The organism is Streptomyces sp. NPDC054834, from assembly GCF_053611185.1.
In genome coordinates, this window is record NZ_JBSGZV010000044.1 from 56,850 (window position 1) to 81,905 (window position 25,056).

General features: G+C 71.2%; 19 protein-coding genes. 5 read left to right on the forward strand and 14 right to left on the reverse strand.

The features are described from left to right. Positions 1-199: 199 nt before the first annotated feature. Positions 200-2,323, reverse strand: a complete 2,124-nt coding sequence (locus tag ACWGJM_RS38705; RefSeq protein ID WP_453416433.1) for a DNA gyrase/topoisomerase IV subunit B — start codon at positions 2,321-2,323, stop codon at positions 200-202. Between the two features lie 449 nt (positions 2,324-2,772). Between ACWGJM_RS38705 and ACWGJM_RS38710 the strand changes: the two genes are divergently transcribed. Next, positions 2,773-3,003 (forward strand): DUF7455 domain-containing protein, encoded by a 231-nt coding sequence (locus ACWGJM_RS38710; protein WP_376405276.1) that lies wholly within the window; start codon positions 2,773-2,775, stop codon positions 3,001-3,003. Positions 3,004-3,161: 158 nt separating this feature from the next. On the opposite strand, the gene ACWGJM_RS38715 is transcribed toward ACWGJM_RS38710, so the two are convergent. From ACWGJM_RS38715 to ACWGJM_RS38745, 7 genes are all read right to left on the reverse strand, one after another. Then, on the reverse strand, positions 3,162-4,028 hold the full coding sequence (locus ACWGJM_RS38715; protein WP_453416434.1) for a S1 family peptidase: 867 nt from the start codon (positions 4,026-4,028) through the stop codon (positions 3,162-3,164). A 120-nt stretch (positions 4,029-4,148) separates the two neighbouring features. Beyond that, positions 4,149-5,693: an RNA polymerase sigma factor gene (locus ACWGJM_RS38720; protein WP_453416435.1), complete on the reverse strand. Its 1,545-nt coding sequence runs from the start codon at positions 5,691-5,693 to the stop codon at positions 4,149-4,151. 385 nt (positions 5,694-6,078) lie between these two features. Next, positions 6,079-6,966: a FadR/GntR family transcriptional regulator gene (locus tag ACWGJM_RS38725; protein WP_453416436.1), complete on the reverse strand. Its 888-nt coding sequence runs from the start codon at positions 6,964-6,966 to the stop codon at positions 6,079-6,081. Positions 6,967-7,128: 162 nt separating this feature from the next. Further along, positions 7,129-9,402, reverse strand: a complete 2,274-nt coding sequence (locus ACWGJM_RS38730; protein ID WP_453416437.1) for an ATP-binding cassette domain-containing protein — start codon at positions 9,400-9,402, stop codon at positions 7,129-7,131. Positions 9,403-9,474: 72 nt separating this feature from the next. Further along, positions 9,475-10,233: an NUDIX hydrolase gene (locus ACWGJM_RS38735; RefSeq protein ID WP_453416438.1), complete on the reverse strand. Its 759-nt coding sequence runs from the start codon at positions 10,231-10,233 to the stop codon at positions 9,475-9,477. Positions 10,234-10,362: 129 nt separating this feature from the next. Further along, positions 10,363-12,279, reverse strand: coding sequence for a glycogen debranching N-terminal domain-containing protein (locus ACWGJM_RS38740; RefSeq protein ID WP_453416449.1), 1,917 nt, complete (start codon positions 12,277-12,279; stop codon positions 10,363-10,365). Between the two features lie 632 nt (positions 12,280-12,911). Continuing rightward, complete coding sequence (locus tag ACWGJM_RS38745) at positions 12,912-14,402, reverse strand: DUF4192 domain-containing protein (RefSeq protein ID WP_453416439.1); 1,491 nt, start codon at positions 14,400-14,402, stop codon at positions 12,912-12,914. 140 nt (positions 14,403-14,542) lie between these two features. On the opposite strand from ACWGJM_RS38745, the gene ACWGJM_RS38750 reads away from it, so the two are divergent. Beyond that, on the forward strand, positions 14,543-16,708 hold the full coding sequence (locus ACWGJM_RS38750) for a RecQ family ATP-dependent DNA helicase (RefSeq protein WP_453416440.1): 2,166 nt from the start codon (positions 14,543-14,545) through the stop codon (positions 16,706-16,708). Between the two features lie 232 nt (positions 16,709-16,940). Then, positions 16,941-17,561: a hypothetical protein gene (locus ACWGJM_RS38755; protein WP_453416441.1), complete on the forward strand. Its 621-nt coding sequence runs from the start codon at positions 16,941-16,943 to the stop codon at positions 17,559-17,561. Between the two features lie 323 nt (positions 17,562-17,884). On the opposite strand, the gene ACWGJM_RS38760 is transcribed toward ACWGJM_RS38755, so the two are convergent. The 3 genes from ACWGJM_RS38760 to ACWGJM_RS38770 form a co-directional block, all read right to left on the reverse strand. Continuing rightward, positions 17,885-18,520, reverse strand: coding sequence for a hypothetical protein (locus tag ACWGJM_RS38760; RefSeq protein WP_453416442.1), 636 nt, complete (start codon positions 18,518-18,520; stop codon positions 17,885-17,887). A 68-nt stretch (positions 18,521-18,588) separates the two neighbouring features. Continuing rightward, entirely contained in the window at positions 18,589-19,290 is a 702-nt protein-coding gene (locus ACWGJM_RS38765) for a ribonuclease HII (RefSeq protein WP_453416443.1), read from the reverse strand. An 81-nt stretch (positions 19,291-19,371) separates the two neighbouring features. Further along, complete coding sequence (locus ACWGJM_RS38770) at positions 19,372-19,995, reverse strand: TetR/AcrR family transcriptional regulator (RefSeq protein WP_453416444.1); 624 nt, start codon at positions 19,993-19,995, stop codon at positions 19,372-19,374. A 182-nt stretch (positions 19,996-20,177) separates the two neighbouring features. On the opposite strand from ACWGJM_RS38770, the gene ACWGJM_RS38775 reads away from it, so the two are divergent. After that, on the forward strand, positions 20,178-21,725 hold the full coding sequence (locus ACWGJM_RS38775; protein WP_453416445.1) for an MFS transporter: 1,548 nt from the start codon (positions 20,178-20,180) through the stop codon (positions 21,723-21,725). A 325-nt stretch (positions 21,726-22,050) separates the two neighbouring features. Here the strand turns inward: ACWGJM_RS38775 and ACWGJM_RS38780 are convergent, their stop codons facing one another. The 3 genes from ACWGJM_RS38780 to ACWGJM_RS38790 form a co-directional block, all read right to left on the reverse strand. Further along, positions 22,051-22,956 (reverse strand): ADP-ribosylglycohydrolase family protein, encoded by a 906-nt coding sequence (locus ACWGJM_RS38780; protein ID WP_453416446.1) that lies wholly within the window; start codon positions 22,954-22,956, stop codon positions 22,051-22,053. 12 nt (positions 22,957-22,968) lie between these two features. Continuing rightward, the gene (locus ACWGJM_RS38785; RefSeq protein ID WP_453416447.1) at positions 22,969-23,628 is read right to left on the reverse strand and encodes a histidine phosphatase family protein; all 660 of its coding nucleotides are present in this window, start codon (positions 23,626-23,628) and stop codon (positions 22,969-22,971) included. A gap of 119 nt (positions 23,629-23,747) precedes the next feature. Then, positions 23,748-24,353 (reverse strand): YdbC family protein, encoded by a 606-nt coding sequence (locus tag ACWGJM_RS38790; RefSeq protein ID WP_361454661.1) that lies wholly within the window; start codon positions 24,351-24,353, stop codon positions 23,748-23,750. Between the two features lie 152 nt (positions 24,354-24,505). On the opposite strand from ACWGJM_RS38790, the gene ACWGJM_RS38795 reads away from it, so the two are divergent. Next, positions 24,506-25,036 (forward strand): TerD family protein, encoded by a 531-nt coding sequence (locus ACWGJM_RS38795; protein ID WP_453416448.1) that lies wholly within the window; start codon positions 24,506-24,508, stop codon positions 25,034-25,036. Positions 25,037-25,056 lie beyond the last annotated feature (20 nt).

The following is a 25,056-nucleotide window of genomic DNA, read 5'->3' on the forward strand; positions in this document are numbered from 1 at the left end:
GCCGGGCCTCGCAGCCGCAGTCGAGCGTCGGAGCCGCGGTCGGACCGCCACACAGCCCAGCACGGCGTCGCCGCGCCGCACCGGCTCAGCGGGCACCGCGCCCGGCCGTGCCCGCCGCGCAACGCCCCGGCGACGCCGTCGGTACCCCGTTCGACCCACCGAGGTGCGACACCGGCCCGGCCGGGGCCGAGCGCAGCGCCTACGTGTCGATCCGGGAGCGGTCCAGCGTCGCCGCCGAGCTGGAGATGAACTCCTTGCGGGGTGCGACCTCGTTGCCCATCAGCAGATCGAAGACCTGCTCGGCGGCTTCGAGGTCGGAGAGATTGATCCGGCGCAGGGTGCGGTGGCGCGGGTCCATGGTCGTCTCGGCCAGCTGGTCGGCGTCCATCTCACCCAGCCCCTTGTAGCGCTGGATGGAGTCCTTGTACCGGACGCCCTTGCTCTGGAACTCCATGAGCTTGTCGCGCAGCTCGCGGTCCGAGTACGTGTAGACATACTTGTCCTGGCCCTTCTTCGGCTGGACGAGCTCGATGCGGTGCAGCGGCGGCACCGCGGCGAAGACCCGGCCGGCCTCGACCATGGGCCGCATGTAGCGCTGGAAGAGGGTCAGCAGCAGACAGCGGATGTGGGAGCCGTCCACGTCGGCGTCGGTCATCATGATGATCTTGCCGTAGCGGGCCGCGTCGAGATCGAACGTCCGGCCCGAGCCCGCTCCTATGACCTGGATGATCGCGCCGCACTCGGCGTTCTTCAGCATGTCGGTCACGGATGACTTCTGGACGTTGAGGATCTTGCCGCGGATCGGCAGCAGCGCCTGGAACTCGGAGTTCCGGGCGAGCTTCGCCGTGCCGAGCGCGGAGTCTCCCTCGACGATGAACAGCTCGCTGCGGTCCACGTCGTCGCTGCGGCAGTCGGCGAGCTTGGCGGGCAGCGAGGAGGACTCCAGGGCCGTCTTCCGGCGCTGTGCGTCCTTGTGCTGGCGGGCCGCGATGCGTGTGCGGGCGGCGGCGACCGCCTTTTCCAGGACCACCCGGGCCTGCGCGGCGGCGTCGCGCTTGGTGGAGGTCAGGAACGCCTTGAGTTCCTTGGTGACCACGTTGAGCACGATGCGACGGGCCGCCGAGGTACCGAGGACCTCCTTGGTCTGGCCCTCGAACTGCGGCTCGGCCAGGCGCACGGTGACGACCGCGGTGAGGCCCTCCAGGGCGTCGTCCTTGACGATGTCGTCCTCGGCGACGCGCAGCATCTTCTTGGCGCGCAGCACCTCGTTCATCGTCTTGGTGACGGCCTGCTCGAAGCCGGCGACGTGAGTGCCGCCCTTGGGGGTGGCGATGATGTTGACGAACGACCTGAGGGTCGTGTCGTAGCCGGTGCCCCAGCGCAGCGCGACATCGACGCCGAGCTCCCGGGTGACTTCGGTGGGGGTCATCTGGCCGTGGCCGTCGAGAACCGGGACGGTCTCCTTGAAGGTGCCCTGACCGGTCAAGCGGAGGACGTCGCAGACCGGCTTGTCCGTGGCCAGGTACTCGCAGAACTCGCTGATGCCACCGTCGAAGCGGAACGACTCCTCACCCTTGCTGCCGCCCTCGCCCAGGCCGTACTCGTCTCGGACGACGATGGTCAGACCCGGCACCAGGAACGCGGTCTGTCGCGCGCGCTGGTGCAGCGTCTCCAGAGAGAGCTTCGCATCCCTGAGGAAGATCTGCCGGTCGGCCCAGTACCGCACGCGCGTGCCGGTGCGGGTCTTGGGGATCTTCTTCGCCTTGCGCAGACCGCCCTTGGCCTCGAACTTGGTGTCCGCGCCGTTGCCCGCGAAAGCACCCGGAACACCGCGCCGGAAGCTGATCGCGTGGGTGTGACCGGCGCGGTCGACCTCGACGTCCAGGCGGGCGGACAGCGCGTTCACCACGGAGGCGCCGACACCGTGCAGGCCGCCGGAGGCCGCGTACGACCCCCCGCCGAACTTGCCGCCGGCGTGCAGCTTGGTCATGACGACCTCGACGCCCGAGAGTCCCGTCTTGGGCTCGACGTCCACGGGGATGCCACGGCCGTTGTCCCGGACCTCCACCGAGCCGTCGTCGTGGAGGAGTACCTCGATGTGGTCGCAGTAACCACCGAGGGCCTCGTCCACGGCGTTGTCGATGATCTCCCACAGGCAGTGCATCAGGCCGCGACTGTCGGTCGAGCCGATGTACATGCCAGGGCGCTTGCGCACGGCTTCGAGGCCCTCGAGGACGAGCAGGTGCCGCGCGGTGTAGTTGGAACCGTCCCGGTCTGCTCCTGCCAGCAGCGCTGTGGACGGCACGGACGTCTCGGCGGTCACGCGGTTCGCTCCTCGCTGAATTTCAGGTGGACCCCACTTGGGTAAGGGCCCGGCTTCGGTCGCCGCTCAGAGGGTACCGAGGCCTGGTAGAGCCGTTGTACCGCCACCCTCGTCATGAACTCACACTAGTCCAGACTCGTATACGCGTTCGATCCCTCGTTGGAGTGAAGCACACATCACGTTCCCTTCGAGGCATGAACCATTTAGGCTCCGGGCACGTCCTCATGAACAACCGGCAAGCCAGCCGGGAGGACGGACACCTACCGAACACTGACAGCGCGAACCCGTAAGCACACAAGACACGCACTACGGCACATTCGCCGCCAACCGGCAGCAGACCGCCGCCCCGGGAATGATTTTTTCGAGGAAAAGCCACGAGCGGGAACGTTTTCGGGCTGGTTGGATGTTGACCCTGGTACGACAGCTCGTCGAGCTAGAGAAGAGGCGACGTGACTACTGTTCTGACCCCCGCGAGCCCCCTGACGGCCGCCGATCGCTGCGACCGCTGTGGCGCCCAGGCATACCTGCGCGTCGTGCTGCTCAGCGGCGGAGAACTGCTCTTCTGCGCCCACCACGGCCGCAAGTTCGAGCCGGAACTCAAGAAGATCGCCGCTGAGATACAGGACGAGACGGAGCGGCTGACGTCCGTTCCCGAAAACGCGTCCGAAGAAGAGCGCTGACATCTCGCACATACGACGAGCCAGCTCCGGCACAGGCCGGTATACGGGCGGCCGCTCCCGACTGAGGGGAGCGGCCGCCCGTACTGGTTCACCCATCGGCCCGGGTCCCGCCGTCGTAGTGGCGCCGACTGGGAGTACCCACAGGGCCCACAGGGCCCTCAGACGCCCTCCTGCGGCCCCCGAACGCCGCTCCCCCGGTTCACCCACCCCAGTGTGCGCATGATGTCGGACACCCGCGTGTAGACGCCGGGGCTGCCCGGCCTCCCGCAGCCGTTCCCCCAGGACACCAGTCCGATCAGTCGCCCCTCGGCGACCAGGGGGCCTCCGCTGTCCCCCTGACAGGCATCAGGGCCGCCCGCGGCCTCACCGGCGCACACCATGGAGTCCGGCCGGTACTCGCCGTCGGGCCCGCCGGGATAGGCCCGGGCGCAGAGGGCATCGGCCAGCACGCGCACGCGTGCGGCGTGCAAGTGCCGGGTGTAGTCACCGGCGCCGGTCGTGTCACCCCACCCGTAGACCAAGGCGTCTGTCTCCGGCGCGTACGCGGGGTCACTGTCGGCCGCCATGGGCACGACGGAGCTCTGCGGCAACGGCTCGGCAAGAGTGAGTACGGCGAAGTCCCCCGCGTTGCTGACCTTGTCGTAGCCGGGATTGACCCACGTGTCGCGCACGGCGATCTCCTCACCCACGCTCGACAGCAGGTCCGTACGACCGGCGATGACCCTGAGGTCGCGCGCCTTGTCGGGCGGTGCCCCCAGAACCTCCTCGGCCAGGCAATGGGCCGCGGTCAGCACCGTGGTCCGCCCGACCACCGCCCCTCCGCAGAACTGTCCCGCCCGCGTACCCCCGAACCGGTCACGGCTGGACAGCGCCACCGTCCACGGACTCTCGGACACGTCTACGGGAAAGCCGCCCACGACAACGCTGTCGGCCGCCACGGTTACCGCGTCGGCCAACGGTATGGCGGCGGTGACGGCCGCCAGGAACAGCGGCCGGATCAACACTCGGACACGAGGTCGGCGCATAGGGGCTCCTCACTCTGGGTGGGATCAGGACACCCAGAGTCATCCAGAGCGCCACGGCGCGCAGCACGAAGGCCCGGTCTCCCCGCGCGGGGAGACCGGGCCTTCGATGGAGCGTGTGACCTAGTCGAGGTAGTCGCGCAGCACCTGCGAACGCGACGGGTGACGCAGCTTCGACATGGTCTTGGACTCGATCTGGCGGATGCGCTCGCGCGTCACGCCGTACACCTTGCCGATCTCGTCGAGGGTCTTCGGCTGACCGTCGGTGAGACCGAAGCGCATCGAGACGACACCGGCCTCGCGCTCGGACAGGGTGTCGAGCACCGAGTGCAGCTGCTCCTGCAGGAGCGTGAAGCTGACCGCGTCGGCCGGGACGACGGCCTCGGAGTCCTCGATGAGGTCACCGAACTCGCTGTCGCCGTCCTCGCCCAGCGGGGTGTGCAGCGAGATGGGCTCGCGGCCGTACTTCTGGACCTCGATGACCTTCTCAGGGGTCATGTCGAGCTCCTTGGCCAGCTCCTCCGGGGTGGGCTCGCGGCCCAGGTCCTGGAGCATCTGGCGCTGCACGCGCGCGAGCTTGTTGATGACCTCGACCATGTGCACCGGGATACGGATGGTGCGGGCCTGGTCGGCCATCGCGCGGGTGATCGCCTGACGGATCCACCAGGTGGCGTAGGTGGAGAACTTGTAGCCCTTGGTGTAGTCGAACTTCTCGACGGCGCGGATCAGACCGAGGTTGCCCTCCTGGATGAGGTCCAGGAAGAGCATGCCGCGGCCGGTGTAACGCTTGGCCAGGGAGACCACCAGACGGAGGTTGGCCTCCAGGAGGTGGTTCTTGGCGCGGCGGCCGTCCTCGGCGATGATCTCCAGCTCGCGCTTGAGCTTCGGCGCCAGTTTGTCGGCGTTGGCGAGCTTGTCCTCGGCGAAGAGGCCGGCCTCGATGCGCTTGGCCAGCTCGACCTCCTGCTCGGCGTTGAGCAGGGGGACCTTGCCGATCTGCTTGAGGTAGTCCTTGACCGGGTCGGCGGTGGCGCCGGCCGCGGCGACCTGCTGGGCGGGCGCGTCGTCCTCGTCCTCGTCGGAGAGGACGAAGCCCGCGCTCTCGGCGCCCTCGGGCTCGTCGGCGACCTTGGTGTCCTCGAGAACCTCTTCCTCGAGGACCTCGCCGTCGTCCTTCTTCGCGGTCGTCTTCTTGGCCGCCGTCTTCTTGGTGGCGACGGTCTTCTTCGCGGCCGCCTTCTTGGCGGTCGTCTTCTTGGCTGCGGCCTTCTTGGCGGGTGCGGCTTCGTCGGTGGGATCGACGGCGGACGGGTCGGCGGGCGCGGCCGGAGCGGCCGTGGTGGCGGTGGCCTTCCGCGTGGTCACCGTCTTCGCCGCGACCGTCTTGGTGGCGGTGCGCTTGGCCGGACTCTTCGCTGCGACGCTCTTCCGGGTCCGCTTGGGTTCCGCGGCACTGACCATCAGCGTCACACCCTCTTCCTCGAGGATCTGGTTGAGGCTGCGCAGTACGTTCTTCCACTGAGTGGCCGGGATCTGGTCAGCTTCGAAGGCCCGACGCACATCGTCGCCGGCGATCTGCCCCTCAGCCTTTCCCCGCTCAATGAGCGCCATGACAGAGACGGACTCGGCGATCTCCGGCGGGAGCGTACGGGATGTGCTGGCCGACACGAACAACCTCTCGGAACGTTGGAAAACGGCTTCCGGCCCCGTCCAAGACGGACAGGGGCCGACCGCCGGCTTGGGGATGGGCCGACGGCGCGGGCGGGGGCCGGGAAGATGCACAGCGCCTTGTATGGCGTCCGTATTCCCTCCGCGGCTGTCACCTCTTAGGTCATCGCGTTGTTCCCACAAGCGTTACGCCCAATCTACGTGGCCCGAGTCACACCCCGTAAACACGCAAAAATGGCCAGACACGGACAGACGAGGTCGTAGATGATCACGCCGCCGGACCCGCGGGTTCCCAAAGGATCCGACGCGGTCCGGCGGCTGACGGTTCCCGGGCCCGGCCACACCACGAGAACGCGGCACTCCGACCCCACCGCCGACGGTGCGGTCAGTGCTCGCGCGGGGCGGGCACTACGCGCTCGACCTCGGGATGGACGGTGAGCAGTTGACGCATGGCCGCCTCGGCCGCCACGCCGTCCCCGGTGCCGAGCGCGTCGACGATCCGCGCGTGCTGGGCCACCGACGCCTCGTTCGGCCGCTCGCAGCCGGTGAACGGGCCGCCGGATACCTGCAGCGCGGCCGACACGATGCCGTAGAGGTGCTCCAGCATGCGGTTGCCCGCGATCTGGATGAGCAGCGTGTGGAACTCGACATCGGCGCGGGAGAAGGTGAGCGCGTCGCCCTGCGGCATGGCGTGACTCATGATCTCGACCATGTCGGAGAGCCGCTGCTGGACGTCCTCGCGTCCGTGCCCGGCGGCCAGGCGCGCCGCGAGCGGCTCGATCGTCCAGCGCAGCTCGCTCAGCTCCCGCCGCTGGTCGTCCCGCTGCGGCCCGAAGGCGCGCCACTCGATGACGTCGGAGTCGAGGAGGTTCCAGTCGCTGACGGGACGCACGCGCGTGCCGACGTTCGGGCGGGCACTGACCAGCCCCTTGGCCTCCAGGACGCGGAGGGACTCACGGACGACGGTGCGGGAGACCTCGAAGCGCTGGCCGATCTCCTCGGGCACCAGTGGGCGGTCCGCGCCCAGATCGCCCGAGACGATCATCTGACCCAGCTGCTGCACGAGCTGGCCGTGCAGCCCGCGGCCGCGGCTGCCCGCGGCGCGTCGGCCCACACGCCCCAGTTCGGGGTCCGCGCCCTCCCAGACGGGCGCTCCCACGCGGTCGACGGCGGACGCCTCTGCGTAGGGGTAGCGGTCGAGTTCGCCCGGGCCGGACAGACCTGAGTCGGCGGAGCGGGCGGCGGTCATCATGGTGTGCGCAAGGGTACTCACGGATCCTTTGTCGGCGCCGTGTCCAACTCCCTTGAGGGCTTTGGTGAAAAGCACACGAAAGGGTGATCGCTTACCCCGTCGCACTTGACGCCTTATCGGAAAGAAATGGGCTTTCTGTGGGGAGTTGTGCGCATGCTGGGGTCAGGCGAGTACGCACAGTAGTCAGCGGAGCCTGCTCCTCAGGGTCGTGAGCAGATACGCGCAGAGCAGGGCGGTCAGCGACAACGTCAGGGCGCCGCCGACGGGTTGGGCGATGACCCGGGCCGCGGCGACCAGGTAGCGCTCGCCCCCGAAGGGCCACTGCAACAGGAAGACCTGATGCATACGCAGCGGGAAGTCCGCCGCCATCCGCGCGGCCGGGCCCTCCAGCGCCTTCTCCACGAGCGGTACGACGACGACCGGTACGGCGACCACCGCGGCGAGCCCGCCCGTGGTGGACCGGAAGACTCCCGCGGCCAGCACACCTGCCCAGCCGCACCCCACCACGAGCCCGAACCAACTCGCGCTGAGAGAGAGCCAGTCGGCGGGAACCTTCGCGAACTCCTGTCCGTAGACGATGTAGAGCGCTTCGGCGTCGCAGCCCACGGTGAGGAAGGCCAACATCCCCGCCGTGGCACCGGAGACGAGGAGTTTCGCGGTCAGCAGCCCCAGCCTGCGGGGCACGGTGCCGCGGTCGGCCGCCAGGGCGGGATGGCGGAACTCGTCACCGAAGGCCAGCGCGCCGAGCAGCGCCGCGCCGAGCGCCGCGGGCGGCAGGGGCAGCTCCAGCGGCCATGCGGCGAACAGGCGCGCCTGCGGGGTGTGACCGAGGCGCGCGAGCAGCACGGCGGCGAGCGCGGACACCACGAGCACGGCGCCGCAGGTGAGGAAACCCGTGCCGATACCGCAGGCGCGGCGGAGTTCGTAGCGCAGCGGGCGGAGGGGACTGGGGGCGGAGCGTACGGAGATGGGGGGCGGGAGCGGGCTCAGGGGGTCAGAGTCGGGGTCGGGGATGGCATGCGCGGCGGTGAGCCCGGAGCCGCTCGGGACGGTCCGATCGTCGGCTGGGTCATGCTCGTCGTACGGCGCGTACGTTTCGGTGAGGGACGAACGACCGGTCGCTGCGGCGGTGGAGGTGCCTGCCGGCGCCTGGACGGCCTGGGCCGTGGCGGAGTCCTGAGCGGAGTGCGTGGCGGTGGCGGCCGTGACCGCCACCACGGCGGACGGGGCGGGGATCGACGGTGCCGCGTCCGCGGCGGGCGAGTCACCGTCGGGCTGCGGCTGCCCTCGCGTCCACAGCGCACCGCCGGCTGGGGCTCGGTCCGCTGCCGACCGTTCGTGGGCGGTCTGCGCTCGGTCCACGGCCGGGAACTCGTGGGTGTCCTCGGCTCGATCCACGACCGGCAACTCGTGGGCGTTCTCCGCTCGATCCACCGCGGACGCCTCGTCCGCGCCGGAGCGCTCGCCCTTGCGCGGCTGCCCGACAACCGGGTACCCGTCCGCGGTCTTCCACCGGCTCGCCGGCGCCGCTTCGTCCGCGTCGCGGGGTCCGTTGCCCGCCGACGGCTGCGCTCCGGCACCGGGTCCCATGTCCCCCACCTCGTCCGCGAGTTGGTGGACGAGGATGCCGTGGCGGAACGCGGTCTCGCCGACCTCGGCGGTCGTACTGCCGTACACGGACAGATGGTTTCCGCCCTCCGGTACGACCTCGACGGAGCGCCGGCCCGTGCGGGCCTCCTTGGCGAGGAGGGCGGCGAGGCGTGGGGCGTGCGGGCTGCGGACGGCGACGCGGGGGCGCAGGCGGGTGCGGCCGAACTCCGAGGCGTCCTGGTCGGCGAGGAGCCTGCCCCGCTCCAGGGTGACGACGCGGTCGGCGGCGCGAGCGGCCTCCTTGGGGTCGGCCGTGGTGAGCAGAACCGTGCCACCCTGCTCCGCATGCGCGCGCAGCATGCCGTGCAGCCAGCGGCCCTCCCGGACGGACAACCCGTCGGCGGGGTCGTCCAGCACGAGCGTGTGCGGGTCGGGCAGCAGGGCGCAGGCCAGGCCGAGCCGACGGTCCACGCCACGCGAGAGCGTGCCCAGGCGTTCCTCGCGCAGGCTGACGAGTCCGACCGCCTCGAGCACCTCGTCGGCGCGCCGGACGGGCACTCCCGCCGCGGCGCAGAGCATGCGCAGGTGACCGCGGACCGAGCGTGCCGGATGTCCGGGCACGTCGCCCAGGAGCGCCCCGACCTCACGCGACGGGTGGGCGATGCGGTGCAGGGGCAGCCCCCTGAAGTACGTGATCCCACGCCCCGGTTCGAGTTCCAGCATCAGTCTGAGCGTCGTCGTCTTGCCCGCGCCCGGTGTTCCCAGGAGCGCGGTGACACAGCCCGGCCGCGCCTCGAAGGAGACGTCGTCGACGGCAGGCGGGCATCCCTTGCGGGCGTTGCTGGTCAGTCCGATGGCCTGGATCACCCGCAGCAAGATAGCGCGATATGTCCGGATTTTCGGGTACCGCTTCGCTGTCGTCGCTCAGCGCCGGAGCCGTCAGACCTCGGGGCGCAGCATCGGAGGGTTGAGCAGCGTGGCGCCACCGGCCCGGAAAAGCTGGGCCGGGCGGCCTCCTTGGCGGGTGGTCGTACCGCCGGTGGGGACGAGGAACCCCGGGGTGCCGGTGACCTTGCGGTGGAAGTTGCGGGGGTCGAGTGCGACAGCCCACACCGCCTCGTAGACCCGGCGCAGCTCTCCGACGGTGAACTCGGGCGGGCAGAACGCGGTCGCCAGCGACGAGTACTCGATCTTCGACCGCGCCCGCTCCACCCCGTCGGAAAGAATCTGGGCGTGGTCGAAGGCCAGGGGCGCCACCGGCTCCCCGTCGCGGCCGTACCCGCCCTGCTGGAGCAGCTCCTCGACGGGCGCCCAGCGCGCGTTGCTGGCGTCGCCGCCCGCGCGGGGTGCGGGCAGGTCTGGGGCGAGCGCGAGGTGCGCGACGCTGACCACACGCATCCGTGGGTCGCGCTTGGGGTCGCCGTAGGTCGCCAGCTGCTCCAGATGCGCACCGTGGTCCTGGGACGGCGCGTCCGGGTCGTGGGCGCGCAGCCCCGTCTCCTCGGCGAGTTCGCGCGCCGCGGCCTGTGCCAGATCCTCGTCCTCCCGCACGAAGCCGCCGGGCAGCGCCCAGCGCCCCTGGAACGGCGGCTCGCCCCTGCGCACCGCCAGCGCACACAAGGCGTGGCGGCGCACGGTCAGCACGACCAGGTCCACGGTGACTGCGAAGGGCGGGAACGCTGACGGGTCGTAGGGCATGCCGCGATCATAGTCGTCTGCCTGACGATAAACACGCCCTTCGCCGGTCGCATCGGCCTCTGATCCACTTCAGCCGTCATACGGCCCGTGATCGGCTACAGCTGATGTCATCCTTCGCATCGCCCGAGGTCACACTCCCAGTTGCAGGGCGTCCGCCGCCTCCTCGACCATGGCCAGGCCGAGTCTGCTGACCCGCACGGAGAAGGGCGCGCCCGCGACCCGTAGTCCGGTCAGGCCGATCTCGCCCACGGGCGCGCTGTGCATGGGGCGCAGGGTGACCGTGCGGGCGGGCGCGTCGGGGCGGATGCCCGCGAGCGTGGCGAGGACCAGTACCCCGGAGGCCGCCGCCGTGGCCGCCGGGCGGCAGGCCGCCGGATGCGGTACGGGCGCGCTGCCGTCGGCGCGCTGCTCCCCTGCGTACATCTCGGGCAGCCGGTGCCCGAAGTGCTCGGCCGCGGCGAGCAGCCCCCGCAGCAGCCCGCCGGCCTCCTTCTCGTAGCCCGCCGCGGCCAGCCCGGCGACGGCGAGGGCCGTCTCCTGGACGCGGACGGCTCCGGTCCGGTGGCCGAACGGATTGTGGCCCGCCTCCTTGGCGCCCAGTCCGCGCAGGCCCCAGCCTGAGTCCATGGCCGGGCCGCCGAGCAGCCGGGCGAGCTGTTCGGTCCGCACCTTGTCGAGCAGACCGGGCGCGAGTTCTCCGGCGCCCAGCAGGCCCGTGTCCAGGAGATGGACGGCGGCGGAGCCGAGGTGCGGAACGGGGCGGCCGTCCGGACCGCGGGCCGCGACCGGGCCGCCGCCGCCCGGATCCTCCGCCCAGAAGTCCTCGCGGAACGCGCTCCGCAGCTCCTGCGCCCACCGCCGCAGCCCGTCGCCGCCCGGTCTGCCGTACGCGTCGAGCAGATCGGCGCCGAGCAGCGCGGCGCGATGCGCGTGGGCCTGTGTCTCGCAGCGAATGGGCCCGCCCGGCTGTGGGTCGCGGAGGTAGGGGCCCTCGCCCGCGGTGGTCTGCAGCCACGTCAGGCAGCGCTCCGCCGTGGGCAGCAGTTCCTCCGTCTCCTGCTCCGGCAGCCCCCAGCGGCGGGCCTCCGCCAGCAGGGCCGGGAACAGCAGTGTGGCCTCGGTGCCCGTGCAGCCCGGCGGCAGGTGGGCGCCCGTGTCGCGGCGCGGTCCCGGGATCATGCCCGCCCGCGGTCCTGGGCCGGTGAGCTGGGTGCGCGCGAGGACGCGCAGGGTGCCCGCGGCGAGCCGGGTGCCGAGCGGCAGCGTCATCCGCGCGGCGGCGAGCGCCTCGGCCGGGGCCGGGCCACAGCGCCAGGGCGCCCCTGCCGCGAGGTAGGTGTCGGAGGGCTGTGCGGGATCGCGCAGCAGCAGGGCCTGTAGGTCCTCGATGCTCGTGCGCAGGAGCGCCGGGACCCGCGGGTCGTCGCCCGCCGCCCGGGCGGACGCCAGGGGGCTCGTCGCGGCTCGGCCCACGGCTCTGACCGGTCCGGCACCGTCGGCGCGTACCCGCAGCTCCACGGTGGCCGTCCCGCCCGGCGGCAGTTCGAACTCCCAGCGCAAGAGCCCCGCGGAGGCCAGCGCGTCGGCGGGCGGTGGGTGGGCCGTGACCGAGGAGTTCCCGGTGGCGCGGGTCCAGCGCAGGCCGGAGTCGTGGACGGTGGCGGGTAGTTCGGGGCCCGCGTTGCCGGAGGCGATGGCGCTCAGGTCCGCGAGGTCCGTGGCGAGGGCCACCTCGACCGGCAGGCGCAGTGGGCGCGGGGCGGCGCTGTGGAGCGTGATGCGCTCGGTGCCGTCGGCGTGGCGGATGCGCTCGACGACGACGTCGGGGTCCGGCCCCACGGCTGGGGAGGTGCGCAGCGTCCCCACGAAGCGGGCCCGGTCGGCTCCGGTCATCCTGGCCTGCACCGGCAGCGGCTCTCTGCCGGCCACCCTGAGCCGGCAGCGTGAGAGAAGGCGGCGACCCGCTCGGTAGAAGCCCTCCAGGCCCCGACCGGTCAGCTGTCCCTGTTCCGTGGAAATGGCCAGGCCGGGGAGCGCGACACAGATCAGGGCGGTATGGGTGGGGGGCAGGTCGGCCGGACGGTGCGTGGCCCGGAGCGGTGCGCGTGCGGGGTCTGCGCGCGGCGAGGTGGCGACCCGTGTCGGTGGTCGGGGCGGAACACCCGTGCTGTCCGGGGAGGGCGGGCCTAGGCCGGCGCCCTGCGGCGACAGCGCGGGTCGGCGGGGGGCGGGGCGGCCGTCGGCTGCGACGTGCGGAGTCGGCTGATGCATGGCGGGCTTCTTCTGCGCTCTCTGCGCCGGGGACGTGCCCGGCGCCGGGTGGGCGAGGGTTCGGGAGGGACAGGGGACGTGCGGCGGCACGGCCCGTCCAGGCGTTCCACCACTCAGGTGAACGGAACGAGGTTCCTCCGGGTCACGCCTCCCCTCGGGTGAGTCGAGCGGGTGGCGGCGCGCCCGGAGTGCCGGCGTGGGGTTCAGGCCACCGCGCCGGTGCCGGCGGCGGAAGGGTGCCGGGCCGCCGGAACCGGCCCCGCTCCCCCGGGCCGGCCGATGCCCGCGTCCGCTGGACGGCGGCAACCCTTCGGAGCTGTCACAGCCCGGCCCCACCGAGCGACGCCCGAGCCGGATCCGGGCGAAGGAGAGGAGACGGGCCGTCGGCAGTCGGATCCAGCCGTTGTTCACATGTCCCCCTCCATGGCGTTGCCCGCGGATCGCGTGGCCTCCGGCGCGGTGGCGTCGCGTCGGCCACGGCTCTTCCCCGCCGCACGCGTGCGCGTGCTGCCCGGCTTCGAGGTGCCGGGGCGGGTGCGGTCCGGGGCCGTGGGACGGGCTCGCTTGCCCTCGGCCGCTCGTGCCGGGCGCGGGTGGGCGTCGGGGCGCTCGCTGGCGCGGGCGCGGTGGCGTCGGCGGCTCCCGGTCTCCGGCACGTCCTGGCCGGTCGCGGCGGCATCCGGCTGCGTGTCCTCGGCCGTGTCGTCCGGCCGGGCATGTCCCGCGCGTTCCGCGCGCAGGCAGCGGCGGATCGACTCCGGGTCCAGGCCTTCGTTGCATGCCTGGTGCAGGAGGCGGGCGAAGAGGTAGTCGGGGTCCGCGCCCAGCGCCATGGCCAGGGCTTCTCGGGCCTCGAGGTCGTCGCCGGTGGACCATGCGACCCAGCCGGCCAGGGTGAGGGGTGCGGCAGCGTGTTCCCCGTAGGGTCCGACGCAGCGGCGGGCCAGGGCCCGCCACAGACGCAGGGCCGGGCCGGCCTCCTCACCCTCCATCCACGCGGCGGCGCGGTCGCGGGTCGTGCGGTCCTGCAGGCCGAGGATGAGCGTCGCGGCCTCGTCGTGACCGAGCAGTTCGTCGTCGCGGCGGTCCGCCTGGAGTGCGCCGGACACGGCGGGGGCCGCCGCGAACCGGCCGATGATCCGCTCGGCCAGGCCGAGGGTCTCCTCAGCCACGTCGGCACGGCTCGCGTCGTCGAGGATCCGGGGCACCAGATCCATGCCGGCGGCGTCGAGGACGATCTCCTGTTCCAGCGCGGCAGCGGTCTCCCAGGGCAGCAGCCTGACATGCAACTCGCGGAGTGTGCCGCGTACTTGGATGCCGGCGTAGGTGGCCGCAGCCGCCAGCACGGAGGTGCCGGGCAGGCCCATCGGCGTTCCCTCGGCCGGGCAGCAGCCCTCGTGCGGGCAGCAGTACGACCAGAAGCGGCCGCCGGAGATGCACAGCGCCTCGATCACCGGTACGTCGAGGCGGCCGCACTCGGTGCGCAGCAGTTGGGCGAGCGGACGCAGACGCCGCATGACCTCGCCGCCCGACTCGCCTTTCTGGGGTTCCTGGCAGACGTAGGCCACCATCTGCTCCGGGCGGGCGCCCCTGCGTTCGCTGCCGGTCACCAGGCCATGGGCCAACTGCCGGGCGGCCGCGGCCCAGTCGTCCGGGTTCGCCGGGATGCCGAGCCGGGCCCGCCCGCCGAACCGGCCTCGGCCGTCGCGGTCGCGGAGGGCGACCAGGACGATGCTGTCCTCGGGGCGGTACCCGAGCAGGTAGGGCAGGGCGTCGGCCAGCTCGGCCGGGGTGCGCAGGGTGACCTGGCCGTCGCGTCCGATGGGTGCGTTCACTGCGCCGCCTGCGGTGATGTCACCGTTTTCGGCGGGTCCGGTCGTTTCGCTGTGGTTCGTCATGCACCGACGATCTCGCGGATCACGAGATTCCGCTTGAGCCTGTGGATAACTCCGAGCAGGGACACGCCAAGCGTCAAGGCTTCGCGCTCCGGGCGCCGTGGCGTGCCCGACTGTCAGTGCCGTCCTGTTGTATGGAACGCATGGAGCACACGAGCAACGCGGATCTCCGGACACAGGCCGACGCCGTCCTCGCCCGCCTCGTCGGGGACACCACCGGCGCCGCCCGGCTGCGCGAGGACCAGTGGCGGGCGATCGAGGCACTGGTCGCCGACCGGCGCAGGGCCCTGGTCGTCCAGCGCACCGGGTGGGGCAAGTCCGCGGTGTATTTCGTGGCGACCTCGCTGCTGCGGGCCCACGGCAGCGGGCCCACCGTGATCGTGTCGCCGTTGCTGGCGCTGATGCGGAACCAGGTCGACGCGGCGGCCCGCGCCGGCATCCACGCCCGGACGATCAACTCCTCGAACACCGAGGACTGGGATGCCATCCAGGCCGAGATCGCCGCCGGCGAGGTCGACGTCCTGCTGGTCAGCCCGGAGCGGCTCAACAATCCGGACTTCCGCGACCAGGTCCTGCCCAAGCTCGCCGCCGCGACCGGCCTCCTCGTCGTGGACGAGGCCCACTGCATCTCCGACTGGGGCCATGACTTCCGTCCGGACTACCGCCGGCTGCGCACCATGCTCACCGACCTCCCGCCGGGCGTCCCCGTGCTGGCCACCACCGCCACGGCCAACGCCCGCGTCACCGCGGACGTCGCGGAGCAGCTCGGCACCGGCGGCACCTCGGACGCGCTGGTGCTGCGCGGCCCGCTGGACCGGGAGAGCCTCACCCTGAGCGTCCTCGGGCTGGCGGACGCCGCGCACCGCATGGCGTGGCTCGCCGACCACCTCGACGACCTGCCGGGCTCCGGGATCGTCTACACGCTCACCGTGGCCGCCGCCGAGGAGGTCACCGCCTTCCTCCGGCAGCGCGGGCACGCCGTCGCCTCGTACACCGGCAGGACCGAGAACGCCGACCGGCAGCAGGCCGAGGAGGACCTGCTCGCCAACCGGGTCAAGGCGCTCGTCGCGACCTCGGCGCTCGGTATGGGCTTCGACAAGCCCGACCTGGGATTCGTCATCCATCTCGGCTCGCCCTCCTCCCCCATCGCCTACTACCAGCAGGTCGGCCGCGCGGGCCGTGGGGTCGAGCACGCCGAGGTGCTCCTCCTGCCCGGCAAGGAGGACGAGGCGATCTGGGAGTACTTCGCGTCGCTCGCCTTCCCCTCGGAGGATCTGGTGCGCCGCACCCTCGACGTGCTCGCCCGCGCCGACGGCCCGCTGTCGCTGCCCGCCCTGGAGCCCCTGGTGGAACTGCGCCGCTCCAGGCTGGAGACGATGTTGAAGGTCCTCGACGTGGACGGCGCGGTCAAGCGCGTCAAGGGCGGCTGGATCGCCACCGGCCGGCCGTGGACCTACGACTCCGAGCGGTACGACTGGGTGGCACGCCAGCGGAAGGCCGAGCAGCAGGCGATGCGTGAGTACGCCGCCACCACGGGCTGCCGGATGGAGTTCCTGCAACGCCAACTGGACGACGAGGGCGCGAAGCCCTGCGGCCGTTGCGACAACTGCGCGGGCGCGCGTTTCACCGCGGACACCTCGACGGCCGCGCTGGACGCCGCGCGTGTCGATCTGGACCGGGCCGGTGTGGAGGTGGAACCCCGCCGCATGTGGCCGACGGGGCTTCCGGCGATCGGCATCGAGCTCAAGGGCCGTATCCCCGCAGCCGAACAGGCTGCCCCGGGGCGGGCCCTGGGGCGTCTGTCGGACATCGGCTGGGGCAACCGGCTGCGGCCGATGTTCGCGCCCGGGGCCGCCGACGCACCCGTGCCTGACGACATCGCACGAGCCGTGGTGGGCGTGCTGGCCGACTGGGCGAAGGGGCCCGGCGGCTGGGCCCCTGGCGTGTCCGACGCGCAGGATCGCCCGGCGGGCGTCGTCACCGTCGCCTCTCGGACCAGGCCGCGGCTGATCCATTCCCTGGGCGCCCGCATCGCGGAGATCGGCCGAATGCCCCTGCTGGGCTCCGTTGCGTACGCCGGTGACGTGCCGCGCGCCTCCCGCAGCAACAGCGCGCAGCGCCTCAAGGCCCTGGACGGTGCGCTGACCGTGCCGCCGGAGCTCGCATCGGCTCTCGCCGGGGCACAGGGCCCCGTCCTGCTCGTGGACGACTACACCGAGACGGGCTGGACACTGGCGGTCACTGCCCGGCTGCTCAGGAGGTCCGGCGCGCAGGGGGTGTTGCCGCTGGTCCTCGCCGTCCAGGGCTGATCGTCCACCTCTTGCGTCACCAGGCGACCCAATGGGTAGGGATATAAGCCACGCAGCATCAGATAACAGTCGGTGGCCCCAATTGCTCGTTGCCGCATCCAAGTTCGACAGGAAGAATTGAGGTCCGCTCCCCGCACGGCTCGTCCGTGATCCGGCTGGGTTCTGCTGCGGTGCGCGCTCCCCTGAAATCCGACCTCGCCCGCAGTGTGGGCGCGTAGCCGAAGGGAGGAACGTGACCTTCGGATTCGCTCCGTCGTCGTCGGCATCGCTGTCGACGTCCGCGTCCGCCGCGTCCGCCAGTCGCCTGCTCGAGCCGGCGGAATGGGCCGCCGCCGGAATCCCGCTGCTGCGCAACCCCCGCGAGGTGGTCAGCGGGCTGCACGCCCGGCACCGTCCCAAGCCGGCCACCGCGATCGTGGCCGTCCTGGACCCGGAGGACCGGTTGTGCGCCAGCGCCTCGTTCACCCGCCGCGCAGCCCCTGCCGACGGCTGGATGTTCCGCAACGCGCTGCTGGCGCAGCTCCGCCGGGTCATCCCGCACGACCTGCGGCGCCGCACCCCGGTGCGCACCGCCGTGCTGCTCTACTGCCGCGAAGGGGACGCGCGTTGGACGGAGGAGGACGGCGCGTGGATGTGGGGCCTGCGTGACGCCTGCACCCTGCACGGGCTGCGCTGCGGGGCGTACATCACGCTGACCCGGGACGGCTGGCAGGTCCTCGGCGAAGGCCGCGGTGGACGCCGCCCGAACGCGGACTCGGCACCGGAGTCCCTCGCCGCCTCGGACGCTTTGCCCCCGCTGCCCCGTACCGGCGGCGCCGTCTCGGAGGTCCTTCGCCGCGCGGCGGCCCGCTGAGCGAGGCCCTACGGGCACGGGAGCCGTTCGACACCCCCGCGACGCGCGGCAGACGCCTGTCGACCAGGCACTGCGCCTGTACGGCGCCAGGGGGTGGCGTACGACGGCGACACCGCCCTCCGGCGACGGTCGCTCTGCGGTGACGTACGACGGCCACGGCATCGTCGTACAACGCACGGAAATCCCGCGCGCGATGTCCCCGCGCCATGCCGCGCGGGGAGCGCTGTTCCGCCCATCACGCGGGCATGCCGAAGGCCGCACCGTGCACATGCCGCCGCCGCAGCAGCGTCACCTACGGTGCCCCCGGACGGGCCGGACGCGGATCAGACGCCCGCGCCCAGCACCGAGTTGATCTGCTGCGGGTCACCGCAGACGATCAGCAGGGCACCCGCTCGCGCATGGGCCAGCGGAAGGGCGGTGGCGGCAGCGTCGTCTGAACCGCCGTTGACGGCGACGACGACCACGGGGCGGGACGCGGCGCGGGAGGCCACGGCGGCGTCGGTGTAGAAGACGTCGTCGCCCGCGTCGTGCTGCGCCCAGTAGGAGGCTTCGCCGAAGGTCAGTTCGTGGGCGGCCCACGGGTGCGGTTCGCCGGTGGTGATCACCAGCACCTCACCGGGGGCACGTCCCGATTCCAGTAGCAGGTCCACTGCTTCCTCGGCGGCGTCGAGGGCACCCTCGGCGGAGGCGGGGATCATCTGGATCTGCGGGGTGGCCGTCGCGATGGCGGCAGCAGCGGCCGGGCCCGACGGGCCCGGCTTGGCAGTGGCCGTGTCACGCGGCGTGCGTTGCACCGGCGGTGCGGGCCGGAGAGGGCCCGGACGACCGGGACGCGACGGAGCCGCGGGGCGGGGGCCGGGTACGGGGCGGGGGGTCGGCGCGGTACGGCCACTGGCCGGAGTAGCGCGGGGACCCTGGGCACTCTCGTGAATCTGAGGCTCCTCGGGAATGAGAGGCATGAGCTGATATTTATCAAACATTGGCGCGGCTCGCGCGACTGGGTGGCACATCAGTGCGAGCGGAACGGTCAGAAATCGAAGCCGAGCTGACCCTCGATTTCCGGAACGCTTCCATCCGCCCAGCTGCGGACCTTCTTGAGGTGCCGCCACTGGGGCAGCGCATCAAGATACGCCCACGACAACCGGTGGTACGGGGTGGGGCCCCGCTCCTCCAGTGCGGCCTTGTGCACGGGTGACGGGTACCCGGCGTTGTCCGCAAAACCGAAGTCTGCATGGTCGATACCCAGTTCGGCCATCATTTTGTCGCGCTGGACCTTGGCGATCACCGACGCCGCCGCGACAGCCACGCACGACCGGTCACCCTTGATCACCGTCCGCACCCTCCAGGGCGCGCCGAGATAGTCGTGCTTCCCGTCGAGGATGACGGCTTCGGGTCGGACGGGCAGGGCTTCCAGGGCACGGCCCGCAGCGAGCCGCAGTGCGGCCGTCATCCCGAGATCGTCGATCTCCTCCGGGGAGGCATGTCCCAGGGAGTAGGCCGTTACCCACTGGCGCAGCACCACGGCGAGCTCCGAGCGTCGCTTGACGGTCAGCAGCTTGGAGTCGGTGAGGCCCAACGGTGGGCGGCGAAGGCCGGTGATCGCCGCGCAGACGGTCACGGGCCCGGCCCACGCGCCGCGCCCCACCTCGTCGACACCGGCAATGACCTTGGCTCCGGTCGTGGCTCGGAGTGAGCGCTCGACGGTGTGAGTAGGTGGTTCGTACGGCATGGCGCCCTAAGACTACGCCGCCGAGATCGCCGCGCGACACCCCGGTTGCCCAACCGCGACCGAGGCCGGTGCGGCCGGGGATCAGGGGACGTTCGGCCGCAGCAGCGGAAGCATCAGCTGATCGATCATCTCCTCCAGATCCTGGTCACTCCATTCGCTGCCGCCAACCTTTGAGCGGTACATCATCATCGCCGGAATGGCGTCGAAGACATAGCTGTTCGCCGCGTCAGGCCGCACCTCTCCCCGTTCTATCCCACGGGTGATGACGTCACGCAGCAGCCTGACGGTTGGCTCTACGACACTGCTGAAGATCACGCCATGGAAGCGTTCCGCCTGTGCGGGGTCGCATTCGTGAATCACAGCGCGCAGTGCGAACCCAGGGCGGGAGAACATGGCCCGACGGGCCTGGAGGCAGAGCGCGAGCAGGTCCTCACGAATACCGCCCAGATCGGGCGCCTCCTCGAGACGCGGCAGTCCGGCCTGAAGCGCGTCCACGACGAGATCCTCCTTGGACGGCCAGCGGCGGTATACCGCTGCCTTGCCGGTCTGCGCGCCGGCGGCGACGCCCTCCATCGTGAGGCCGTTCCAGCCGACCGTACCGAGCTGCTCCAGCGCGGCGTCCAAGATCGCGCGTTCGAGTACGGCGCCGCGTCGGCGAGGGGTGGCCGGCCGGGCGGGAGCGGCCGTCCAGCGCGAGGTAACCATCCGAGTTTCTCCAGGAAGCGGGGGAGCGGGGATTCAGGCAACAGGGCAGGCGCCGCGCGGCAAAAGGGGGACGCGACGCGGCGACAAGTTAAGTGAACGCTTGCGTTCTCTATCGGGGACTCACTACCGTTGACGCGACAGTGAACGCGAGCGTTCACTAACGGCTTTGTGGGGGACCCAAGGTGACAACCTCTCAACTGATTCAGGACGACAAGCCGAAAGCGGCCCGCCGGGAGGGGCATCCCGGCATCGCGCTCACCGTCATCGCGGCCTGCCAACTCATGGTGGTACTCGACGCGACGATTGTGAACATCGCGCTTCCGCACATTCAAGACGCGCTCAAGTTCAGCACCACGGACCTCACGTGGGTGGTCAGCGCCTACACGCTCACCTTCGGTGGCCTGCTGCTGCTCGGCGCTCGCGCCGGTGACATCCTCGGCCGCCGCCGGGTGTTCATGACCGGAATCCTGCTGTTCACCTTCGCGTCGCTGCTCGGCGGTCTCGCGCAGGAACCTTGGCAGCTGCTCGCGGCACGGGCCCTGCAGGGCATGGGCGGCGCGATCGCGTCGCCCACCTCGCTGGCGCTCATCACCACCACGTTCCCCGAAGGTCCGGAGCGGAACCGGGCGTTCGGTGTGTTCGCCGCGGTCTCCGCGGGTGGCGGTGCCATCGGCCTGCTGGCGGGCGGCATGCTCACCGAATGGCTCGACTGGCGCTGGGTGCTCTTCGTCAACGTGCCGATCGGCGTACTGATCGCCTTCCTGACACCGCTCTACATCAGCGAGTCCGAACGGCACCCCGGGCGCTTCGACATCGCGGGTGCGCTGACCTCCACGGCAGGTATGGCGACGCTCGTCTACGGCTTCATCCGGGCGTCCGAGGAGGGCTGGCGCGACAGCCTGACGCTCGGGTCCTTCGGCGCCGCGGTGGTCCTGCTGCTGGCCTTCGCCTTCACCGAGAGGCGGGCCAAGGAGCCGATCACCCCGCTGAAGATGTTCGCCGACCGCAACCGCTCGGGCACGTACGTGATCATGTTGAGCCTGGCCGCGGCGATGTTCGGCATGTTCTTCTACATCGTCCTGTTCGTCCAGAACGTACTGGGCTACAGCCCGATCAAGGCCGGTGTGGCCTTCCTGCCCGTGACGGTCGCCATCGCGGTCGGCGCGGGGCTGTCGCAGCGTTTCCTGCCCGTCCTCGGCCCCAAGCCGTTCATGACGGTGGGCTCGACGCTCGTGGTGATCGGGCTCGTCTGGCAGACCTTCATCAACCCTGACAGCTCCTACCTCGGCGGAGTACTCGGACCGATGCTGGTGTTCGGCTTCGGCATGGGCCTGAACTTCGTGACGGTGACGGTCACGGCGGTCTCCGGCGTCGCCCAGCACGAGGCCGGCGCGGCGTCCGGGCTGCTCAACGCCACGCAGCAGGTGGGCGGTTCGCTGGGGTTGTCCATCCTGACCACGGTGTTCGGGTCCGCCAGCAAGGACGAGGCGAAGAAACAGCTGCCGAAGTTCCTCGCCGACGGCACGTCCCAGCAACAGGCCGAGTTCGCCAAGACGCATCAGCTGCCCGCCCCTTGGGGACACGAGGTGCTGGCCCATGGCATCTCGACCGCGTTCGTCCCCGCTGCCGCGATGGCCGTACTGGCCCTGGCCACCGCCGGTCTGGTGATCAGGGTGCGCAAGAGCGACCTCGAGGCCCTCGCAGGCAGCGCGGGTCCGGGCATCGGCTGACCCGACCGGGTCCGCGCAAGGCCACGGACGGCCGGCCCGAGCCCGGGGGACAGACGGCAGGGGCATCGGCCGGCCATCCGCATCCCGGCCGCGGGGCCGGCAAGCAGGCGCGAAGACAGGGCATGAAAAGAGGCACGAAAACGGCCATCACAAGTACGTATGCCACGCCCCCACCTCCTGCTGCCCGAGCGGCCCGATGACCGCGCGCCCTCCGCCGTCGCACGGCGGCTGTCCGGACAACGCACGACGGTCACACACAGTTCCCGTCGAGCACGCAGAGTCTTCGCATGTCATCGGGCGAGCAGTGTTCAGGTGCCCACAGGCGTCACACGGTCGTGGGGGCCCAGTCCGGCAGCGGCTCCGTCCGCTGCACCCACTCGGCAGGCGGAGTCCCCGCCTTGCCGGCCGCCAGCACACCTCCGACGATGGCGCAGGTGGTATCCACGTCACCGCCGACCTGGGCGGTGGTCCAGAACGCCGCTTCGTAGTCACCGAGGGACCGGGCGGCCGACCAGAGGGCGAAGGGCACTGTGTCATGGGCGCTGGTACGCCGGCCACAGCCCAGTACGGCGGCGACGGTGCCGGCGTCGCCGTAGTCGAGCATGTCGCGGGCGCGGCGCAGGCCAGCACCGACGGCACTCTTCGGGACGAGGGCGACGACCGAGTCGAGAAGTGCTTCGGGGCTCGGCGGACCGTCGGGGGCCGCGACCAGGGCGGCGGCCGCGGCGACGGCCATGGCGCCGACGACGGCCTCGCGGTGCTGGTGCGTGGGATACGCGGAGATCTCCGCCTGGTGAGTGGCCTGCTCGGGGTCGTCCGCGTACCAGGCGCCGAGAGGCGCGATCCGCATCGCCGCGCCGTTGCCCCAGGAGCCCTGCCCCTTGAAGAGCGCCGCGGCCAGCTCTCGCCAGTCCTCGCCCTCCCGGACGAGACGCAGCAATCGGTTGACCGCCGGGCCGTAGCCCCGGTCGAAGTCGTGGTGGTGGGCGAAGGAGTGGGCCAGGGCGTCCTGGTCGATGCGGTGGTGGGCGGCCAGCACGGCGACCACCGAGCAGGCCATTTCCGTGTCGTCGGTCCACTGCCACGGCCCGGCGGGCAGCTCGCGGCGCTTGAGCAGGGGGTAGTGCGCCGGAACGAAGAACTGTGAGCCCAGCGCGTCCCCCACAGCGAGCCCGCGCAGGCTGGTCAGGGCGCGCGCCAGGCGGTCGGGGGGAGAGGAGTCAGCGGTCATCGCCCTGTCACTCTAGCCGTTGATCCAGAACGGCATCGGTTCCCGCCAGCGCTCGAAGGGCCGGTCGAGGGTGTACCTGCCGTCATCCCCGAGAACGAGCATGCGCATCTCGGCGTTCCCGGGGTTGGACAGCGCCTCGAACTCCGCAACCGTCCAGTGGAACCAGCGCATGCAAAAGAGGCGCATGGCCAGGCCATGGGTCACCAGGAGCACGTTCGGCGGATGGTCGGGGGCCTCGAAGCTGCGGAAGAGGCTCTCCAGGAAGCCGCCGACCCGGTCGTAGACGTCGGCACCGGACTCGCCCTGCGGGAAGCGGAAGAAGAAGTGCCCATAGGCGTCCCGGTAGGCCTTCTGGAGGCGTACGTCATCGCGGTCCTGCCAGTTTCCCCAGTCCTGCTCACGTAGCCGGGGCTCCTCGCGCACCCGTATCAGGTCCGGGTCGAGGTGGAAGGCGCGCAGAGTCTCGTGCGTACGCCGATAAGGGGACACGTACACGCTCACGCGTTCGCGTCCGAACACCTCGCGGAGTGTCTTTCCGGTCTCTTCCGCCTGCCGCCAGCCCTGCTCGGTGAGTGCGAGGGCGTGGTCGGGCTCCCGCTCGTACACGGAGTCATCAACATTGCCCGTTGACTCCCCGTGCCGGACAAGAACGATGCGCCGTGGTCGTGCCATGCCAGAACCCTAGATCGAATGAGAGCCGGTCGAGCACTCCTACGGGCTCCATACGGCATAGGTCACATGATTCCCGCACCACGGACCACACAAGCACACTCGGCTCGGGGCCGCGGGTGTCAAACCGTCCAGCTCGGCTCCAGTTCCACGATGTCACCGGTGAGGGCGGCGATGTCCGCCTCGGTCTGTGCGCGCAGGGCGAGGCGTTCCACACGCTCGGTGCGGTACTTGCCGTGTTCGGCCGCCGATCGCCACATGGACAACACCAGGAACTCCTGCCCCGGAGCCTCACCGAACATGCCGCGGATCATGCCGGGTGAGCCCGCCATCGCGGGGTTCCAGACCTTCTCCTGCATGAGCGTGAAGTGCTCGACGCGTTCCTCGTGGACACGGCAGAGGGCCACGCGGATCAGGTCGGTGTCCGTGAACCGTGGTTCGAAGCCGGTCTTCACGTCGAAGCGGTACTCGAACAGCTTGACCTGGATGTCCTTGAAGGTGCCCGATTGCGACGCCGCCAGCCGGTCGTGGGAGCGGGCCATGAAGGAGTCGTAGAAGGCACGGCTCTCCCAGAAGGCGAAGGTGTGCGCCACGCCGGGCCGCTGTCGGCTCCACCCTCCCCCCTGCCCCCGAAATCCCGGCTCCCCCAGAAGCCCCGCCCATTTTCGCTGCCCCCGCTCGAAGCCGCGGCGGTCCACCACGGTGCAGCGAATCCACTTGACCAGCACCGCGCCATGGTAAGGCCACGGGGCGTGGCGTCGGTCACGCTCCGGCGGAGATCGCCCGCGCACGCGCCCCCGTGCCCATGGCACGATGGACAAAGACCTGTCGCTGCTCAGGAGTTGAGGCAGTGAAGCCTCTAGGGGGAAGGGAACGCCTGGTGACCGGCTTCAGCAAGGGGATCAGCAAGGTCGAGGTGGCGCTCAAGTGGGATCCGAGTCCGGTGGGGCAGCCGCCCACCGATCTGGACATCGTTGCCGCGCCGTTCCTCGCAGGAGACCCGTACGGTGCTCCGGCGTATGTGGTGCACTTCGACAGCAGGTCCCCCGACGGCACCATCTTCCTCAACCGGGACAGCACCGACGGCAAGGGCTTCGGCTGGGACGAGGTCATGACCCTCGAGCTCGACCGGCTCGACACCCGGTACGCGCGCGTGGTGGTCGGTGTGGTCATCCAGCAGCGCATCGTGGACCGGACCTTCGTCGGCGTTCTGAACCCCGCGGTACGCATCCGGGAGGGTTACAACGTGCTCGCCGAGGACGACTTCGGCTCGGTACTCGGGGCGACGGCGGCGACGGTCGCGGAGTTCGTGCGCAACGAGTCCGGCGGCTGGAACTTCCACCCGGGCGTGCACGGCTTCGAGGACGACCCGGCGACCTTCACCAGATCCATGGGCCGGATGCAACGGTAAGGGGCGCCGGCCCTTGGGCC

Bases quoted from the DNA above. Each gene is read 5' to 3' on its own strand.
- ACWGJM_RS38715 (WP_453416434.1), bottom strand. From the start codon at position 4,028: ATGCGCCGACCTCGTGTCCGAGTGTTGATCCGGCCGCTGTTCCTGGCG.
- ACWGJM_RS38735 (WP_453416438.1), bottom strand. From the start codon at position 10,233: ATGCCCTACGACCCGTCAGCGTTCCCGCCCTTCGCAGTCACCGTGGAC.
- ACWGJM_RS38745 (WP_453416439.1), bottom strand. From the start codon at position 14,402: ATGACGAACCACAGCGAAACGACCGGACCCGCCGAAAACGGTGACATC.
- ACWGJM_RS38750 (WP_453416440.1), top strand. From the start codon at position 14,543: ATGGAGCACACGAGCAACGCGGATCTCCGGACACAGGCCGACGCCGTC.
- ACWGJM_RS38760 (WP_453416442.1), bottom strand. From the start codon at position 18,520: ATGCCTCTCATTCCCGAGGAGCCTCAGATTCACGAGAGTGCCCAGGGT.
- ACWGJM_RS38765 (WP_453416443.1), bottom strand. From the start codon at position 19,290: ATGCCGTACGAACCACCTACTCACACCGTCGAGCGCTCACTCCGAGCC.
- ACWGJM_RS38770 (WP_453416444.1), bottom strand. From the start codon at position 19,995: ATGGTTACCTCGCGCTGGACGGCCGCTCCCGCCCGGCCGGCCACCCCT.
- ACWGJM_RS38780 (WP_453416446.1), bottom strand. From the start codon at position 22,956: ATGACCGCTGACTCCTCTCCCCCCGACCGCCTGGCGCGCGCCCTGACC.
- ACWGJM_RS38785 (WP_453416447.1), bottom strand. From the start codon at position 23,628: ATGGCACGACCACGGCGCATCGTTCTTGTCCGGCACGGGGAGTCAACG.